At 66.3% G+C, this 17075-nt stretch carries 15 protein-coding genes; 11 read left to right on the forward strand and 4 right to left on the reverse strand.

Annotated elements, in window-relative coordinates; genetic code table 11:
- Positions 1-75: 75 nt before the first annotated feature.
- On the reverse strand, positions 76-1680 hold the full coding sequence (locus tag NMP03_RS13335; RefSeq protein ID WP_256505940.1) for a M20/M25/M40 family metallo-hydrolase: 1605 nt from the start codon (positions 1678-1680) through the stop codon (positions 76-78).
- 160 nt (positions 1681-1840) lie between these two features.
- Between NMP03_RS13335 and NMP03_RS13340 the strand changes: the two genes are divergently transcribed.
- A complete protein-coding gene (locus NMP03_RS13340; RefSeq protein ID WP_256505943.1) occupies positions 1841-4741 on the forward strand; it encodes a M16 family metallopeptidase in 2901 nt (966 codons plus the stop codon).
- Positions 4742-4767: 26 nt separating this feature from the next.
- Positions 4768-5064 (forward strand): hypothetical protein, encoded by a 297-nt coding sequence (locus NMP03_RS13345; RefSeq protein ID WP_256505944.1) that lies wholly within the window; start codon positions 4768-4770, stop codon positions 5062-5064.
- A 125-nt stretch (positions 5065-5189) separates the two neighbouring features.
- Here the strand turns inward: NMP03_RS13345 and NMP03_RS13350 are convergent, their stop codons facing one another.
- Both NMP03_RS13350 and NMP03_RS13355 read right to left on the reverse strand, forming a co-directional pair.
- Complete coding sequence (locus tag NMP03_RS13350; RefSeq protein WP_256505946.1) at positions 5190-6464, reverse strand: PepSY-associated TM helix domain-containing protein; 1275 nt, start codon at positions 6462-6464, stop codon at positions 5190-5192.
- A gap of 119 nt (positions 6465-6583) precedes the next feature.
- Positions 6584-6976, reverse strand: a complete 393-nt coding sequence (locus tag NMP03_RS13355) for a hypothetical protein (protein WP_256505947.1) — start codon at positions 6974-6976, stop codon at positions 6584-6586.
- An 80-nt stretch (positions 6977-7056) separates the two neighbouring features.
- Here NMP03_RS13355 and NMP03_RS13360 point away from each other — a divergent pair, with 80 nt between their 5' ends.
- Positions 7057-7401: a hypothetical protein gene (locus tag NMP03_RS13360; RefSeq protein ID WP_256505948.1), complete on the forward strand. Its 345-nt coding sequence runs from the start codon at positions 7057-7059 to the stop codon at positions 7399-7401.
- 10 nt (positions 7402-7411) lie between these two features.
- Here the strand turns inward: NMP03_RS13360 and NMP03_RS13365 are convergent, their stop codons facing one another.
- Positions 7412-8089 (reverse strand): extensin family protein, encoded by a 678-nt coding sequence (locus NMP03_RS13365; RefSeq protein ID WP_256505949.1) that lies wholly within the window; start codon positions 8087-8089, stop codon positions 7412-7414.
- 370 nt (positions 8090-8459) lie between these two features.
- Between NMP03_RS13365 and NMP03_RS13370 the strand changes: the two genes are divergently transcribed.
- From NMP03_RS13370 to NMP03_RS13405, 8 genes are all read left to right on the forward strand, one after another.
- Positions 8460-9452, forward strand: a complete 993-nt coding sequence (locus NMP03_RS13370) for an FAD-binding oxidoreductase (RefSeq protein ID WP_256505950.1) — start codon at positions 8460-8462, stop codon at positions 9450-9452.
- Positions 9449-10219, forward strand: coding sequence for a glucose-1-phosphate cytidylyltransferase (rfbF, locus tag NMP03_RS13375; RefSeq protein ID WP_256505951.1), 771 nt, complete (start codon positions 9449-9451; stop codon positions 10217-10219). Before NMP03_RS13370 ends, rfbF begins: the two co-directional genes overlap by 4 nt.
- A complete protein-coding gene (gene rfbG / locus NMP03_RS13380; protein ID WP_256505952.1) occupies positions 10204-11301 on the forward strand; it encodes a CDP-glucose 4,6-dehydratase in 1098 nt (365 codons plus the stop codon). Before rfbF ends, rfbG begins: the two co-directional genes overlap by 16 nt.
- A 13-nt stretch (positions 11302-11314) precedes the next feature.
- Complete coding sequence (gene rfbH, locus NMP03_RS13385; protein ID WP_256505953.1) at positions 11315-12643, forward strand: lipopolysaccharide biosynthesis protein RfbH; 1329 nt, start codon at positions 11315-11317, stop codon at positions 12641-12643.
- A 12-nt stretch (positions 12644-12655) separates the two neighbouring features.
- Entirely contained in the window at positions 12656-13591 is a 936-nt protein-coding gene (locus NMP03_RS13390; protein WP_256505954.1) for an NAD-dependent epimerase/dehydratase family protein, read from the forward strand.
- Positions 13588-14619 (forward strand): GDP-mannose 4,6-dehydratase, encoded by a 1032-nt coding sequence (locus NMP03_RS13395; RefSeq protein ID WP_256505955.1) that lies wholly within the window; start codon positions 13588-13590, stop codon positions 14617-14619. The genes NMP03_RS13390 and NMP03_RS13395 overlap by 4 nt, the downstream gene beginning before the upstream one ends.
- Positions 14620-14698: 79 nt before the next feature.
- The gene (locus NMP03_RS13400; RefSeq protein ID WP_256505956.1) at positions 14699-15994 is read left to right on the forward strand and encodes a lipopolysaccharide biosynthesis protein; all 1296 of its coding nucleotides are present in this window, start codon (positions 14699-14701) and stop codon (positions 15992-15994) included.
- Positions 15991-17067, forward strand: a complete 1077-nt coding sequence (locus tag NMP03_RS13405) for a glycosyltransferase family 2 protein (RefSeq protein WP_256505957.1) — start codon at positions 15991-15993, stop codon at positions 17065-17067. The genes NMP03_RS13400 and NMP03_RS13405 overlap by 4 nt, the downstream gene beginning before the upstream one ends.
- Positions 17068-17075: the final 8 nt, after the last annotated feature.

The following is a 17075-nucleotide window of genomic DNA, read 5'->3' on the forward strand; positions in this document are numbered from 1 at the left end:
CCCCAAGCGGGCCGGTCCTTCGATACGCCGCTTCGACAAGCTCAGCGGCTACTCAGGACGAACGGGAGGGGGAGATCACTTCGCCCGCACCGCCTTTGGCGCGTCCGCCGCAAACTGCTTCCCGAACGGGCTGTCGGCATACCAGCGCGGGGCCTGTGCCGCGTCGGCCAGGTCGCGCGCGATATTGTAGTTCACCCGCGCGAACTTCGCCCCCGCCGCCCAGTTGAACGGCAGCTTCAGATCGTCGCTCGGCTTGTGGTAATGCGTCGCCAGGAAGGTCTTGAACGCCTCGGCCCCGCCATTGGCGTGGCCGGTCACCAGGAACACCGACGGGACCCCCTGCTGGACGAAGCTGAAATGGTCCGATCGGGTGAACAGATTCTCCTCGGGCATCGGATCGGGCGATAATTTCACCCCGTCCTTCGCCGCCGCCGCGGCGACCAGCGGCCCCATCGTTGAATGTTCGGCCCCGAAGGCGACGACGTCGGTGAAGTCGTACAGCAGGATCGGCATGTCGAGATTGACCACCGACACCACCTTGCCCGCGCCCACCGGATGCTTGGCGAGATATTGCGACCCGAGCAGCCCGTCCTCCTCGGCGGTGACCGCGGCGAACATTACCGTGCGCTTGGGCTTGCTGCCCGATGCGGCGAAGGCGCGGGCGACCTCGATCATCGATGCGGTGCCCGCGGCATTGTCCATCGCGCCGTTGAAGATCTTGTCCTCGCCCTTGGCGTCGGGGCGCGTGCCGTTGTGGTCGAGATGCGCCATCAGCAGCACGACTTCGCCCGCCAGCGCCGGATCGGATCCGGGGATCACCCCGACGACATTGGGGCTGGTGAAGGCATTCGTGCTGCTCGTCCCCTCGATCGCCACCGCGGGCTTGAGCGCGAAGCCCTTGAGCGCCCGGCCCTTGTCGGCGGCGGCGAGTATTTGCTTGTAGCTGTTCGGCGCGCCGGCGAAGAGTGCCTCGGCGGCGACCGGGCTCAGCAGCGCCGATACCGGGGTGAGTTCCTGCGGCTTGTCGCTCGGCTCGGCCAGCCGGGTGGCGGGGCCGCCGGCCTCGGCGACCACCACCTCCCAGGGATATTGCTTGACCATCTCGCTGTCGAACAGCGTGATCACCGCCGCCGCACCGCGCGCCTTGGCTGCCTTGCCCTTGTCCTGCCCCAGCGCCGCGCGGACGTCGCTCGGCAGCGTCTTGGGCGCGCCGTACAGCATCACCACGGTCTTTCCCGCCACGTCGAGCCCGGCATAATCGTCGATCCGGTTCTCGGGGCTGGCGATGCCATAGCCGACGAACACCGCCTCGCCGCTGGCCTTTTGCGCCCCCGGCGCGTTGGCGCGGACGATCGCCTGCGTCCCGTTGGCGTAGCGCGTGCCGCCGATCGTCACGAACGAGGTCGCGGGCTCGCCCAGCGCGCGCATCTCGAGCGGCACCTGCTGGTACCAGCTGTCGCCATTGGCGGGCTTGAGCCCCAGCGCTTGGAACTGCGTCGCGACATAGCGCGCGGCGATCTCGTGCCCGCGCGTGCCCGCGTCGCGCCCTTCGAGCAGGTCGTCGGCCAGGAACTCGACATGCGCGCGCACCCCCTCGGGGGTGATCGCCGGCGCCGGCCCGGTCTGCGCGTGGACCGCGGTGGAAAGCATCAAGATGGCGGCGAAAGTCAGGGTGCGCATGGAAGGCCGATCTCCGAACAGAATGCGCAGGGTCTAGCGCAAGCGTGGTTGGCCGCAAGACCGCCGCACCGGCCTGGGGCGCCTACCGCCCCCGGACGGGGCTTGCTCCGCGCGCGCCGATCCTTATCGTAACGCCTGAAACCATTCGGAAAGCCCGCTTATGCGCCTCGTCTCCCGCGTTCTTGCCAGTGTCGCCCTCACCGCGCTCGCCACCTCGGCGCTCGCCCAGACTGCCGCGCAGACCACCGCGCCGGCGCCCGCGCCGGTTTCCGAGCTGATCGCGCGGGTCGATATTCCGTATGAGGAATTCACCCTCCCCAACGGACTTCGCGTGCTGGTCCACACCGATCGCAAGGCGCCGGTGGTCGGCGTGTCGGTGTGGTACGACGTCGGCTCGAAGCACGAGCCCAAGGGCAAGACCGGCTTCGCGCATCTGTTCGAGCATCTGATGTTCAATGGATCGGAAAACGCCCCCGGCGATTATTTCGAACCGCTGCGCACGCTGGGCGCGACCGATCTCAACGGCACCACCAATTCGGATCGCACCAATTATTTCGAGACCGTCCCGACCGCCGGGCTCGAGCGCGTGCTGTTCCTCGAAAGCGATCGCATGGGCTATCTGCTCGGCGCGGTGACGCAGGAAAATCTCGATAACCAGCGCGGCGTCGTCCAGAACGAAAAGCGCCAGGGCGACAACCAGCCCTACGGCCTGTTCCGCTACAAGCTGACCGAGGGGCTGTTCCCGGCGGGGCATCCCTATCACCACTCGACGATCGGCTCGATGGCCGATCTCCAGGCCGCCAGCCTCGAGGATGTGAAGACCTGGTTCCGCAGCTACTACGGCCCCAACAACGCAATCGTCGCGCTGGCGGGCGATATCGACGTCCCCACCGCCAAGCGGCTGATGGCGAAATATTTCGGCGCGATCCCGCGCGGCCCCGAAAGCGTCGCGCCGCCCGCGCCCGTCCCGACCTTGCCTGCGCCGGTGCGCGAGACGATGCAGGATCGCGTCGCCACCACGCGAATCTATCGCCTGTGGGCGGTGCCGGGCCTTCGCGATCCCGAAACCGCGAACCTCGACGTCGCCGCGCGCGTGCTCGGCGGCCTGTCGAGCTCGCGGCTCGACAATATCCTGGTCCGCAAGGAGCGGCTGGCGGTCGGCGTCGCGGCGTTCAGCCAGGCGTTGACGCAGGTCGGCTTCTTCGGCGTCCAGATGGACGTCCGCCCCGGGGTCGACGTCGCGCAGGCCGAAGCACGGCTCGATGCGGTGATCGCCGATTTCCTGCGCACCGGCCCCACCGCCGATGAGGTCCAGCGCGTCGCCACCACTGCGATCGCTGGCCGGCTCGCCGGGCTCGAGGCGGTCGGCGGCGGCGGCGGCAAGGCGGGCACGCTCGCCTCGGGCGCGCTGTTCGCCGACGATCCGCTGTATTTCAAGAAGCAGCTCGCGCGGCTGGCGGCGGCAACCCCGGCCGCGGTGAAGGCATCGGCCAACAAGTGGCTGTCGCGCCCGGTCTATGCGCTCAAGATCGAGCCCGGCAAGCGCGAGGCCTATCAGGAAGCGACCCCCGCGACCGCCGGCGGCGCCAAGGTCGCCGCGGCGGCGCAGGCGACCACCGCCGCGCGCGCCGAAGCCGCTCCCACCCCCGCGGCGGCGCAGGGCCCCGCGAAGATCGACCGCGGCGCGCTGCCCGCGATCGGCGAAGTGCGCGACATCCGCTTCCCCAAGGTCGAGCGCACGCGGCTCTCGAACGGGATCGAATTGGTCTACGCGCGCCAGGCCGCGGCGCCGACGACGCAGGCGAGCATCAGCTTCGACGCCGGCATCGTCGCCGACCCCGCCGCCAAGCTGGGGATCGCGGGCTTCACGATGGCGGTCGTCGACGAAGGCACCACCACGCTCGATTCGATCGCGCTGGCCGAGGCGCAGGAGCGGCTGGGCGCCCGGATCGGTTCGGGCAACGACGCCGATCGCAGCGGGCTCAGCCTGTTCGTGCCCAGCCCCAACCTGGCCGCGGCGGTGGCGTTGCTCGGCGATGTCGTGCGCAACCCCGCCTTCGGCGCGAGCGAGATCGAGCGGGTGCGTGGCCAGCGGATGGCGCAGATCGCCGCCGAGCTCAACGATCCCGGCGCGATCGCGGCGCGCACGCTGCCGCCGCTGCTGTATGCCGAGGGTTCGTCGTATCGCAAGCTCGCGGCGGGCAGTGGCGATCTGAGCACGGTCAAGGCGGCAACGCGCGACGATCTGGTCGCCTTCCACCGCGCCTGGATCCGTCCCGACAAGGCCAAGATCTTCGTCGTCAGCGATCGCCGGCTCGCCGAAGTCCAGGCGGCGTTCGAAGCCGCACTCGGCGACTGGCGCGCGCAGGGGCCGGCGGGCACCAAGGCGATCGAAAGCAAGCCTTTGGCGGGCGGCGAGCGGATCGTGCTGGTCGATCGCCCCGATTCGCCGCAGTCGATCATCGCCGGCGGCCAGCTGACCGATCTCGACCCCAAGGCTGAATTGCTGCCGGTGCTCACCGCCAACGAAGTGCTCGGTTCGGGCTTTCTCAGCCGGATCAACATGGACCTGCGCGAGGCCAAGGGCTGGTCCTATGGCGCGCGCGGCGGCTATTCGCGCTTCGAAGGCGCGGTGCCCTACGTCATCAACGCCCCGGTCCAGGCCGACAAGACTGGCCCCGCGCTCGCGTCGCTGCGCGAGCAGGTGGCGGGCTTCCTGTCGACGCAAGGGGTCACCGATGTCGAGTTCCGCCGCACGATCGACGGCGAGACGCGCGAGCTCGCGGGCAATTTCGAAACCAGCGGCAAGGTGCTCAGCGCGATGGAAGGCAACGACCTCTTTGGCCGTCCCGACGATTATTATGACGGCATCGCGCAAAAATATCGCGCGCTGACGGCAGCCCAGCTTGACGCTGCGGCACGCGCGACGATCGACCCCAAGGGGTTCGTCTGGGTGGTCGTCGGTGACGCAAGCAAGGTGCGCAGCCAGCTTGACAGTCTCGGCCTGCCTGTCGAGGTGATATCGGCGGCACCGACGGGCGCACCCGTCGCGGCCCAGTGACTTTCGAACCGGCTTGGAGAGACGACATGGCGAATGTGGACGGAAACTGGGACGTGGTGGTCAAGTCGCCGATGGGCGACCAGAAGGCGACCTTGCTGGTGACCTCGGCGGGTGACAGCTTCACCGGCAATTTCGCCGGCGGCATGGGCACGTCGGACGTCACCGGCGCGGTCGATGGCGACACGCTGACGTGGAAGATGGACATCACCGTGCCGATGCCGATGACGCTCGACTGCGAAGCGACGGTCGAGGGCGAGGAACTCAACGGCAAGGTCACCGCCGGCGCCTTCGGCAGCTTCCCGCTGATCGGCAAGCGCGCCTGAACCAACGCCTCCCCCCTCCCTGAAAGGGAGGGGCCGGGGGAGTGGGTCGGGTGCTCGCGATACGGTCACGTCGGCAGGCTGGGCAGCCGTGTTGCCTGGACCAAACCCACCCCAACCCCTCGCCTTCAGGGAGAGGAGTTTCTCACCCTCCCGCGCACCACCCGCTGGCCCGCCAGCGCAACCAGCATCGTCAGCCCGGTCAGCGGAAACACGATCCCCGCCGCGAGCATCAGCCCCACCAGCCCGCGTGCACGGTTCGCCGGCGCCGGCGGGGCCCCCAGGCCGCGCGACGGCCGTCGCTTCCACCACATCACCGGCGCGCTGATCACCAGCAGCAGGATCGCGATGCAGCCGCCCAGCATCACCAGCCGGTTGGGCTCGCCATATTGCCGTCCCTCATGCGCCGCGATCCCCCATTCGATCGCCCGCGCCCCCGCGCCGAACCGCGCATAGCGCGCGTCCTGCAGCACATGGCCGGTACCGGCATCGACATAGAGCGCGCGCGCGTCGCCCGCCTGCCGCGCGACCGGCGACACCAGATAGGGCGCGCCCGGCGCGGCTGGCAGCGAGAGCGTCCAGGGCGCGCCGATCCCGCGCCGCGCGGCGATCGCCAGCACCCGATCGACCCCGACATCGCCGCTGCCGCTCGACGCCGGCACCGCCGCATGGTCGAGCGACCAGGGCAGCGCATGATGCTCGCTCGGCACCGGCGCCTGCGGGCGGCCAATGTCCTGCGCCGCGACGATCCGCCCCAGCGCCTGTCCCCACACCCCGCTCCACGGCATGCCGGTGAGCGCGAGGAACAGGATCAGCGTGCCCGCGACGATCCCGGTCGAGGCATGGAGGTCGCGCCAGAACAGCCGCCGCTTGGGGGTACCGCGCAGCGCCAGCCCGGGGCTGTGCCCGCGCGGCCACCACAGATACACGCCGGTCGCCACCAGCAGGATCGTCCACCCCGCGACGATCTCGATCAGCGCGTTGCCGATCGGCCCGGTGATCGCCAGGCTGTGCAGCGACCGGACCGTCGCCATGATGCCGCCAGCGCTGGTGGTGCCCGGCACCCGCCCGCTCCTCGGATCGACGAAGGCGGTGCGGCGCTCGCCATCCTGCAGCACCGTCATCCGCCAGCTTTCGCCCGGCGCGGCGGGGCGGGCGATCTGCGTCACGCTAGCCCCGGTCTGCGCGGTCACACGCCGTACCAAAACCCCCGCCGGCAGCGGTGCCCCCGGCCCGATCGCGACCCAATCGGCATAGACCAGCCGCTCGATCTCGGCCTTGTACAGATACAGCCCGCCGGTGATCGCCAGCCAGCCGAGAAAGGGCAGCACCAGCAGCCCGGCATAGAAATGCCAGCGCCACACCGACCGGTACAGCGAGGCGCTTCGATCAGAGGCGACCACGCGCGCCTCCACTCATCGGCACGCAGCAACGAATAGCCATGGAAATTCACCTGCAACAGCGGCGCGCGTGTCGCGCGCGGGTCGGATGCCACCGGGCGGGCCGGCGGCGCTTTGCTGGTTCAGGTGGGGGCGGGGGGACCGCGCAAGGGCGGCCGCAGATGCGGCGCGGGGCGCGCCAGCACGATCGGGCTTCGCGATAGCCCAACCGCCAGTACGAACAGGATCGCGCCCAGCAGCAGCACCGGATCGGTCGCCGCCAGCATCGCGCCGGGCACCCCGGCCAAGGCGCAAGGCATCGCATCGTCGCCGCGATCGGCGTCGTCATGCCCCTGTTCCATAGGGATCGTGATCGTCATTGGCCCGCTGCCGTTGCACACCGCGACGGTGATCGTCGTGCCCGATACGCTGGTCATGTAGCCGGCGGGCACCAGCAACTTCATCGTCAGCACCGCCGCCAGCAGCAGCGCGGCAAGCGCCCGGTGGCGCGAAACGAGGCGGCGGAGGTGGAACACGCGGGTGAACTAGCGCCGCGCGCGGGGTTTGTCACCGGTGGCCGATTGCTGGGGTCGTGCGCGCGCTCTACGGCATCGCCATGGCAAAGGCAGATCGACTGGCGCGTCTCGACGCGCGCCGACAGGAGCTCGAATCGGAATATACCGCGGCGTTGATCGCGGCGCTGCGCACCACCGCGGCGGGCAAATGGGGCTTGTTCGACCATCAAAGCGACCGCCACGCCCGCGCCGCGGTGGCGCCGGTGGTCGAGGATCTCACCGACCTCGCCGACGCGATCGAGTCGGCACGCGACCAACTCGGCCTCGAGCCGTTCGACCTGCACCGCCAATTCCTCGCCTCGCGCGGCCCGGTCGCGTCGCAGGCGGTGGGCGAACCCAAACAGGCGCAGGCCTGGCTTGCGCGGCTGACCGACGCGAAGCCCTAGGCCGCCGCGCTCACCGACAGAAGCTGCGCCCCGCCATGTCGAAGTGGAAGTGGTTCGCGTGCGCGGCATTATAGTCGGGGCCGAGCACCGTGGTGAAGCGCTTGCACGCCGATTGGTGGATCGTGCGCAGGAACTCCTGTTCGCGGTCGTCGCCCGCCTCCCAGCCGCCCAGCACGCTCACTCGCCGCCCGTCGGCGAGCACGAACACCGCGACGTCGACCGCATTGGCGCGGCCATGTTCGGACAAGCGCGCGCTCCCTGCGATCGGGCGGCAGGCGAAGGTACCATAGCTTTCGATCCGCACCACGTCGCTGTCGAGGATCTGCCGCGCCGCGGGCGCGACCGCATAGCGCACCCAGTTCGAGAAATTGCGCGCCAGCGGGCAGCGCATCGATTTGAGCCCCGCCACCGGCACCCCGATATCGAGCAGCTGCACCGCGCCGATCACCATGCACCCGCCGCCGAAGTCCTGGTTGGGCAAGGTGCGATATTCGACGCGGTCGCGATTGAGATCGGCTTGGCACTGCAGCGCCTCGGCGCTCGGCAGCGCGGGCAATACCGCCGCCGCACTGGCACGCGCGCGCGGCGGCGCGCTGCGACGATCGGCGCGATCGCCCCCGCCATCGAAGACGCAACCGGCCAGCAAGGCGGGGAGCGTCGCAGCGAAAAGCAGGGAACGAATACGCATGTCGCCCAAGCTACGCCTGTGTGGTTAACCGAATGCTAATTGTTGGATTGGCGAGCGCGCATACACGCCTGATTGGCGCTAAATATTGACGACGATGCGGCTCGCTGTGCCTATTGTGCGGTGCGGCGTGGCTACGGACCAATAGGCCCTTGTGGGTTAACTGCGGACCGCATATGCCGCCGGCGCACCATGGTTGCCGGGTCGATCGACCAAAGGGTAGCGAAGCCATTCTAGACGAGGCCTACATGATCGTGAGGAAGCTGAGTTTAGGTTGCACGCCGCTGCTTTGCGCGGCCTCTCTGCCTTACCGCGACGTTCGGAAGGTCGCGGGATCGGTGGACGATCGCGGCAGAGGAAACTCGTGTCGTTCGTGATCCGTTTGCGCAGTGGGAAGGAGTTCGGCGCCGAGCCCGGTCAGTCCATCCTCAACGCCGCGCTCTCGCAATCGCTGGCGCTCGAATACAGCTGCCGGAACGGTAATTGCGGCGTCTGCAAGACCTCGATCATCGTCGGCGAGAGCGAGCTTCTGCGCCCCGAAATCGCGCTGTCGGCCGACGATGTCGCGGCTGGCTTCGGACTGACATGCTGCAGAACCGCAACCAGCGACATGGCGATCGGATCGGACGATCTGGCCCGGATATCGCATCTGGCGATCCGCACCCTGCCAGCGCGCATTTCGAGCATCGACCTGCTGGCACCCGATGTCGTGCGCGTGCTGTTGCGGCTGCCGCCGCGAACCGACTTCGCCTATGTCGCCGGCCAGTTCATCGATGTGATCTGGAACGGCGTTCGGCGCTCCTATTCGCTGGCTTCGGCACCGCGCGAAGACGGGTTGCTCGAGCTGCATATCCGCGCCTTTGCCAATGGCGTCCTCAGCGGCTATTGGTTCAGCCAGGCCAAGCCCAACGACCTGCTCCGGATCGAGGGGCCGCTCGGCACCTTCTACCGCCGCGACGACGCGGCCGAGCGGCTGATCTTCCTCGCGACGGGTACCGGCTTGGCGCCGGTGAAGGCGCTGATCGAGGACCTCGTCGCTTCGGCAGATTCGATGCCGCCTTCGGTCGAAGTCTATTGGGGCAATCGAACCGCGCAGGATTTCTATTGGGAGCCGGTCGATCTGCCAACCGGCGTTGCCTTTACGCGCGTACTTTCGGGTGCCGATCCCGATTGGGTCGGTGCGCGCGGGCATGTCCAGAACGTGCTGGCCGCCGGCGGGCCGGACCTGTCGAGTGCGACGGTCTACGCCTGCGGTTCGCAGGCAATGATCCTCGGCGCACAGGCCGTGCTGCGCGACTATGGGCTGCAGGATCACAACTTTCATTATGACGCATTTGTGGAATCGGGGGATTTGGATCAGTCATGAAAGCAGTGATCTTGGCGGGTGGTTTGGGTACCCGGTTCAGCGAAGAGACGTCGATGCGCCCCAAACCGATGATCGAAATCGGCGGGCGCCCGATCCTGTGGCATATCCTGAAGATCTACGCGTCGCACGGAGTGAATGATTTCGTGATCTGCTGCGGGTATAAAGGGTATGTGATCAAGGAGTATTTCTCCAACTACGCGCTGCACACGTCGGACGTCACGATCGACATGCGCGACAACACGATCGACGTACATGAGCGTCGCGCCGAGCCGTGGCGGATCACGCTGGTCGATACCGGCGAGACATCGATGACCGGGGGCCGCCTGCGTCGGGTCGCGAACTATGTGAGGGACGAATCCGAATTCTTCTTCACCTATGGCGACGGCGTCGGCGACATCGACGTGGCGGCGTCGCTTGCCTTCCACCGCTCGCACGGCAAGGCGGCAACGCTGACCGCGACCGCGCCGCCGGGCCGCTTCGGCGCACTGCGGATGGAAGGCGCCAAGATCACCAGCTTCGAAGAGAAGCCCGATGGCGATGGCGGGCTGATCAACGGCGGCTTCTTCGTGCTGAGCCCCAAGGTGCTCGACTATATCGATGACGATTCGTCGGTCTGGGAGCAGGAACCACTGCATCGCCTGTCGGCGGATGGCGAACTGATGGCGTTCGAGCATCGCGGCTTCTGGCAGCCGATGGATACGCTGCGCGACAAGGTCCATCTTGAAAATCTGTGGGAGCGCGGCGTGGCGCCGTGGAAGACCTGGTAATGGGCCTGGTCGATCCCACCTTTTGGTGCGGGCGCCGGGTATTCATGACCGGGCATACCGGCTTCAAGGGCAGTTGGCTTTCGCTTTGGCTGCAGGACATGGGCGCGGTCGTCACCGGCTACGCGCTCACCCCTGTCGGCGAGGTCAGCTTGTTCGATGCCGCGCGGGTCGCCGACGGCATGAGATCGGTGATCGGCGACATTCGCGATTTGGAAAGCCTGCGCTCGGCGATGGCCGAGGCCGATCCCGAAATCGTGATCCACATGGCAGCGCAGCCGCTGGTGCGGCTGTCTTATCGCGATCCCCTGGGGACGTACGAGACCAACGTGATGGGCACCGCCAAGGTGCTCGAGGCGGCGCGTGCGATGCCCGCGCTGCGCGCGGTCGTCAGCGTGACCACCGACAAATGCTACGAGAACCAGGAATGGGACTGGGGCTATCGCGAGAACGAACCGATGGGGGGGCACGACCCCTACAGCAACAGCAAGGGCTGCGCCGAACTGGTGACCAGCGCCTATCGCGCGAGCTTCTTTGCACCTGGCGGCCAGGTCGCTCTGGCCTCGGCGCGGGCGGGCAACGTCATCGGCGGCGGCGATTGGGCCGCCGACCGGATCGTGCCCGATGCGATGGCGGCGTTCGCCAAGGGTGAGGTCCTGCAGGTCCGCAACCCCAATGCAATACGGCCCTGGCAGCATGTGCTCGAGCCGCTATCAGGATATCTTGTCCTGGCGCAGGCGCTATGGCGCGGCGGCGCCGAATTCGCCGAAGGCTGGAATTTCGGCCCCGGCGGCGACGATGCGCAGACCGTCGCCGAGGTCATCGGCACGTTGCAGGCGGCTTGGGGCGCGGGCGCGAGCTGGCAGCACGATGATGGCGAACATCCGCACGAGGCGCGGTATCTGAAGCTGGATACGTCGAAGGCGCGCAACCGGCTGGGGTGGCGCCCGGTATGGTCGGTCGAGCATACGCTAGAGCGGATCGTCGCCTGGCACCGTAGCTGGCTGGCCGGAAACGACATGCGGGGCGCAAGCCTTGGCGAAATCAAGACCTACAGGGCTGCCGCCGTCGCGGCCCAGAAATAAGGGTATAGGGATCATGGCTACCACTATCGAAACCACCGAAGACCTGCGCGCACAGATCGGCGAGCTCGTCCGCAAGTTCGCCGCCCAGCAATATGCTCCCAAGGCATTCGTGCCCGGCGAAACCGTCATCCCGCCCGCGGGCAAGGTGATCGGCTCGCGCGAGCTCGAATTGATGGTCGAGGCATCGCTCGACGGCTGGCTGACCACCGGGCGGTTCAATACCGAATTCGAAGCCAAGCTGGGCGCGTTCCTGGGGGTGCCGCACGTTCTGACCACCACGTCGGGGTCGTCGGCGAACCTGCTCGCGCTGGCGGCGCTGACCTCGTCCAAGCTCGGCAGTCGTGCGCTCAAGCGCGGCGACGAAGTGATCACCGTCGCTGCCGGCTTTCCGACCACGGTCAATCCGAGCGTCCAATATGGGCTGATCCCGGTTTTCGTCGATGTCGATATCCCCACCTACAATATCGATGCCAGCCGGATCGAGGCGGCGATCACCCCCAAGACCAAGGCGATCATGATCGCACACACGCTGGGCAACCCCTTCGACCTGGGCGAAGTCCGGCGGATTTGCGACGAGCACAATCTGTGGCTGGTCGAGGATTGCTGCGACGCGTTGGGTGCCACCTATAACGGGCAGCTGGTCGGCACCTTCGGCGACGTCGCCACGCTCAGCTTCTACCCCGCGCATCACATCACGATGGGTGAGGGCGGGGTGGTCTTCACGCGGTCGAACGAGCTCAAGCCGATCATCGAATCGTTCCGCGACTGGGGCCGCGACTGCTATTGCGCGCCGGGCTGCGACAACACGTGCGGCATGCGCTTCTCGCAGAAGTTCGGGACGCTGCCGCCGGGCTATGACCACAAATATGTCTATTCGCATGTCGGCTATAATCTGAAGATCACCGATATGCAGGCGGCGTGCGGCGTGGCGCAGCTCGAACGCGCCGAGGGCTTCATCGCCGCGCGGCGTCGCAACTTCGATTTGTTGACCCAGCGTTTCGCGGCGTTGGAAGAGGTGATGATCCTGCCCGAGGCGACGCCGAATTCGGACCCTTCCTGGTTCGGTTTCCCGGTGACGCTGCGCGACGGGTGCGGCGTGAATCGCGTCGATCTGCTGAAGTTCCTCGACGGACACAAGATTGGAACCCGCCTGGTGTTCGCTGGCAATCTCATCCGCCAGCCGATGTTCGCGGGGGTCGAGCATCGCGTCGTCGGCGATCTCACCAACACCGACAAGGTGATGAGCGACACCTTCTGGCTCGGCCTGTACCCGGGGCTCGGCGCCGAACATTTCGATTTCGTCGGCGAGAAGATCGAAGAATTCTTCGGCATGAACTTCTAAGGTTCGGCGACGATGCTCCTCGTCACCGGCGCCTCGGGCTTCCTCGGCGCACACGTCGTTGCCGAGGCGATCCAGCGCGGCAGGGCGGTGCGCGCCGGGATGCGGCGGTCTTCGGACCGTTCGCGCCTCGACGCGCTCGCGCCGCAAGCGCAGACCGCGTGGCTCGACTTGGATGACTCAGCGACGCTCGATGCCGCGCTGGCTGGGTGCACCGCGATCATCCACTGCGCCGCATATGGCGTCGATTATCGCCAATCGGACTTCTATACCGCGCTCGAAACCAACGTCGCGGCAACGATGCGGCTTGCCGAAGCTGCGGCGTCGCGCGGGGTCCGGCTGGTGCATGTCGGCACCTCGTACGAATATGGCACGCAGGACGGTCTGCTGGCCGAAGACCGGGTGCTTTCGCCGACGGGAATCTATGGTGTCACCAAGGCTGCGGGAACGCTCGCGGTGCAGGACTTCGCGCGCCGCACCGGCGCCGATTGCACGGTACTGCGACCCTTCAGCATGTACGGTCCGCTCGAGGGCACGCACAAGATCGTCGCCGCGGCGATGCGCGCGAGCCTGGCCGGAGAAATGCTCGACCTGTCGCCCGGCGCGCAAGAGCGCGACTATCTGTACGTCGCCGACGTCGCTGCGGCTTGCATCGACGTTGCGACTGCCGCGACCTTTCCACGCGGCGAGATATTGAACATATGTTCGGGCGAGGGGCTCAGCCTGCGCGCACTATTGACCGCGGCTGCCCAGGCGGTCGGCGGGAACGAAGGGGTGTTCCGCTGGGGCGCCAAGGCCTATCGACCCGCGGAGAGCATGCGAGTCGTGGGCGACCCGGCGCGTATCGCCAAGGTGCTGCGATGGAGGGCGACGACGTCGCTTGCCGAAGGCATGGCTGCCACCGCGCGGTGGGAGTTGGAACGACTGCAACGTGAAGGTGAATCGTCTTGAAGCTACTCATCACCGGCGGATGCGGATTTCTCGGCAGCAACCTTTCGGCGGCGGCGCTCAAGCAGGGGTTCGACCTCACGCTGTTCGACAATCTGTCGCGGCTGGGCTCGGCCGACAATCTTGGCTGGTTGCGGCAGCAGGGTCATTTCCAGCACGTCCATGGCGACATCCGCAACCCCAACGACGTGATGCGCACGATCGAGGATGTCCGCCCCGACGCGGTGTTCCATGTGGCGGGGCAAGTCGCGATGACGACCTCGATCGCCAATCCGCGGCTGGATTTCGAGACCAACGCGTTCGGCACGCTCAACCTGCTCGAGGCAGTGCGCGCCCACGCCCCCGAAGCGACGATCGTCTACAGCTCGTCGAACAAGGTCTATGGCGACCTCGAATGGGTGGATTACCAGGAAACTGACACGCGCTATGTCGATCCGGCGCGGCCGCAGGGCCTTGGCGAGGATACGCCGCTCGATTTCCAGTCGCCTTATGGTTGTTCGAAGGGCGCCGCCGACCAGTATATGCAGGATTTTGCACGGGTGTACGGCCTGCGCACCGTCGTCTTCCGTCATTCGTCGATGTACGGGCTTCGCCAGTTCGGCACCTTCGATCAGGGCTGGATCGCGTGGTTCTGTGCGCAGGCGGTGAAGACCAAGCACGGGCTGCTCAACGCGCCGTTCACGATCGCCGGAAACGGCAAGCAGGTGCGCGACGTGCTCGAAGCCAAGGATATGGAGCGGCTGTATTTCGCCGCGGTCAGGCATATCGACAAGGCGGCGGGGCAGGTGTTCAACGTCGGCGGTGGGATGGACAACAGCCTGTCGCTGCTCGAACTGTTCGGGCTGCTCGAAGAATGCATCGGCATGCCGCTCGCCTATGAAAAGCTGCCGGCGCGCTATAGCGACCAGCGCATCTTCGTCGCCGATCTGGCAAAGGCGAAGCGGTTGCTCGACTGGCAGCCGCAGGTAGGCACGCGCGAAGGCATCGCCGCCGCGGTCGCTTGGGCCGAGCAGACCGTCTCGAAAATCTGATTCCATGCGAACGAGCGATCTGATCCCTGCTCGCGTGCGGGAGGCGTCACGCGGTCTGCTCGGTTCTAAATGGGGACCCGTGATGATGACCGCTGGCGCAGGCTGGGTCGGTCGGATCGTCGCGGCTGTCGCGCAAATCGGCGCGATCCGTATCCTCACAGGGTTGCTAGGGGTCGACGGTTATGGCGCCTTCGCCGTCATCAGCGGATTGCTGGCCTGGTTCATGCTGGCTGATCTGGGCTTCGGCCCCGCGCTTCAAAACTACATTTCGGGTCAACGCGTTGCCGACAAGCCGGTCGGTACGGCGATCTGGACCGTTTGCCTGGTTCTTCTGGCAGCGATGGTGGCGCTGTCGTTGCTCTGGCTTGCGGTCGCGGCATGGGCAGGGCCGGCGTTGGTCGGAAGATATGATACCGTTGGCCATCGCGAGGCGGTGTTGGCGTTCTTCGCTTTTGCCGTCGTTGCGACCGGGGCAGGGGTCAGCGCGGTCGCCATGCGGGTGGCGTTCGCCGAACACCGCGGGTATCTAGCCCATGCAATGACCGCCAGCGCGAGCGTGCTGGGCGTGCTGGGCCTGTTGATCTTTGCCCCGTGGTTCGGCGAGAACAAGCTGGTGTGGGCGCTTTTCTGCTATTTTCTTCCTGGTTGGCTGATCCCGATGTATTTCCTGGCTCGCAAGCTGGTGAAGCTGTGGGAGACCGGAGAGATAGCGGGCCTGGGGGTCAACCGGGAAGTCCTATCGCTCCTTTTTCCCGAAGCACGAAAGTTCTTGATCCTCTATGCGCTGGCCGCGCTCGTTAACAACGTCGATTTCATTATATTATCGCAAACCGTATCGGCCGACGAGGTCGCGGTTTATGCGGTGTTCTCCAAAATATTCGTACTCGCTTTCACGATAGTCAACAGCGTCATCGGTGCGTATTGGCCGGTAAGCGCTGAAATGGTGCACCGCCGCGATCTTAGTGGCATTAACCGCGTCATTCTGGTGTGCTTCTCCATCGGTGCGTCGGCCATATTTCTGATGGGTGCGATGCTGCTGGTCACGAGGCATTACATCGCCGACATATTGGCGCCGTCCGCCGATCTCGCCCTTCCCGCCACGCTGATCGCGTTCTTTGTGGTATATTGGATCGTGCGGGTTTGGTCCGACACCTTTGCGATGTTGGTCGTGAGCGCCAGTAAGGCCCACATCTTGTCTTTCATTGCGGCACCGCAAGCGCTTATGAGCGTCGCGCTCGGCTATTGGGGGGCCAAGAGCTATGGCGTGTCCGGCCTGATGGTGGGGATGACGTGCGCTTTTCTTTTAACCACCGGCTGGGCGCTCCCATGGTACATGCACCGCTTTCGCCAACAGCTACATCAAGAGGCGACATGACAGACGGTACAACCTCCCGGTTCGCGTTGTCGATCTGCATCCCGACGTATAACCGGGCCGCCGAACTGCCCTTCCTGCTCGATAGCATTGCAGCGCAGATTGGCGCGCTCGAGGCGCCATGGTCGCGTGACAGCGTCGAGGTGGTGATTAGCGACAATGCGTCCACCGACCATATTGCCCAAGTGGTAGAGCACTATCGATCGATCTTGCCTTCGATCGTGTTTATCCAGCACCCGCAAAATCTGGGCGCGGATCGTAACTACCTCGCGGTGGCGGAGGCTGCGGGCGGTGTCTTTTGCTGGATGATGGGAAGCGACGACAAGATCGAGGAAGGCGCGCTGTTGCGCGTGTTGGACGCCACGCTGCAATGGCCGGAAGCTGCGGGTTTCTCGGTGAACATGGTTCCGTACGACGGGGCGCTGCAGCAACGCATTCCGCAGCACCTCCCCCCGTTTCGATGGACCGATGACCGGCTGGTTCGTGGCGCCGAGACCATTTTCCGGGAGTTCGGCATCTATTATGGCTATCTATCGGGCCAGGTGATCCGCCGGGACTTGTGGAATTCGGTGTGCGCGACGGGTGAGCAACTGCAGTATCTCAACGCGTACGTGCATGTCCTCGTGATCGGGCGGATGTTGCAAAAAGCTCCGTCTTGGGGATTTGTCCACCATGCGTGCGTCGGTTGGCGCAGTGGCAACGACTCGTTCCTGGGCGATGGATGGGTTCGCAGGCTCGAGATCGACCTGATCGGGTATCGATCGGTGACCGTGGCGCTCTTCGGCGAGCATAGCCCGGTCGTTGCCGATATTCGCGACCAGCTCGCGGCGCGCCACAACTATCATCAATTCCGTCACGCGAAGCTGCGCGGGGAATCGCGCGCAAGCCTGGCAAGAGCGTCGCGTCTGCTCACCGCCAGCCTATGGCGGTCGCCGGTGTACTGGACCAAGTTGCTGCCGTGGATCCTCGCGCCGGGCTGGTTGACCCACGCAATCTACGAAGTCTACAAAACCCGTCTCCGCCCAACCGTGCGACGGGTCAAGTTGCAACGGGAGCGGGCGCGCATCGGGCGTTGACCCGCCTG

Source organism: Sphingomonas qomolangmaensis, from assembly GCF_024496245.1.
GTDB classification, from domain to species: domain Bacteria; phylum Pseudomonadota; class Alphaproteobacteria; order Sphingomonadales; family Sphingomonadaceae; genus Sphingomonas; species Sphingomonas qomolangmaensis.

Coding starts and splice junctions, on each gene's coding strand:
- NMP03_RS13360 (WP_256505948.1), top strand. CDS start 7,057: ATGGCAAAGGCAGATCGACTGGCGCGTCTCGACGCGCGCCGACAGGAG.
- NMP03_RS13340 (WP_256505943.1), top strand. CDS start 1,841: ATGCGCCTCGTCTCCCGCGTTCTTGCCAGTGTCGCCCTCACCGCGCTC.
- NMP03_RS13365 (WP_256505949.1), bottom strand. CDS start 8,089: ATGCGTATTCGTTCCCTGCTTTTCGCTGCGACGCTCCCCGCCTTGCTG.
- rfbH (WP_256505953.1), top strand. CDS start 11,315: ATGGCTACCACTATCGAAACCACCGAAGACCTGCGCGCACAGATCGGC.
- NMP03_RS13405 (WP_256505957.1), top strand. CDS start 15,991: ATGACAGACGGTACAACCTCCCGGTTCGCGTTGTCGATCTGCATCCCG.
- NMP03_RS13390 (WP_256505954.1), top strand. CDS start 12,656: ATGCTCCTCGTCACCGGCGCCTCGGGCTTCCTCGGCGCACACGTCGTT.
- NMP03_RS13345 (WP_256505944.1), top strand. CDS start 4,768: ATGGCGAATGTGGACGGAAACTGGGACGTGGTGGTCAAGTCGCCGATG.
- NMP03_RS13335 (WP_256505940.1), bottom strand. CDS start 1,680: ATGCGCACCCTGACTTTCGCCGCCATCTTGATGCTTTCCACCGCGGTC.
- rfbF (WP_256505951.1), top strand. CDS start 9,449: ATGAAAGCAGTGATCTTGGCGGGTGGTTTGGGTACCCGGTTCAGCGAA.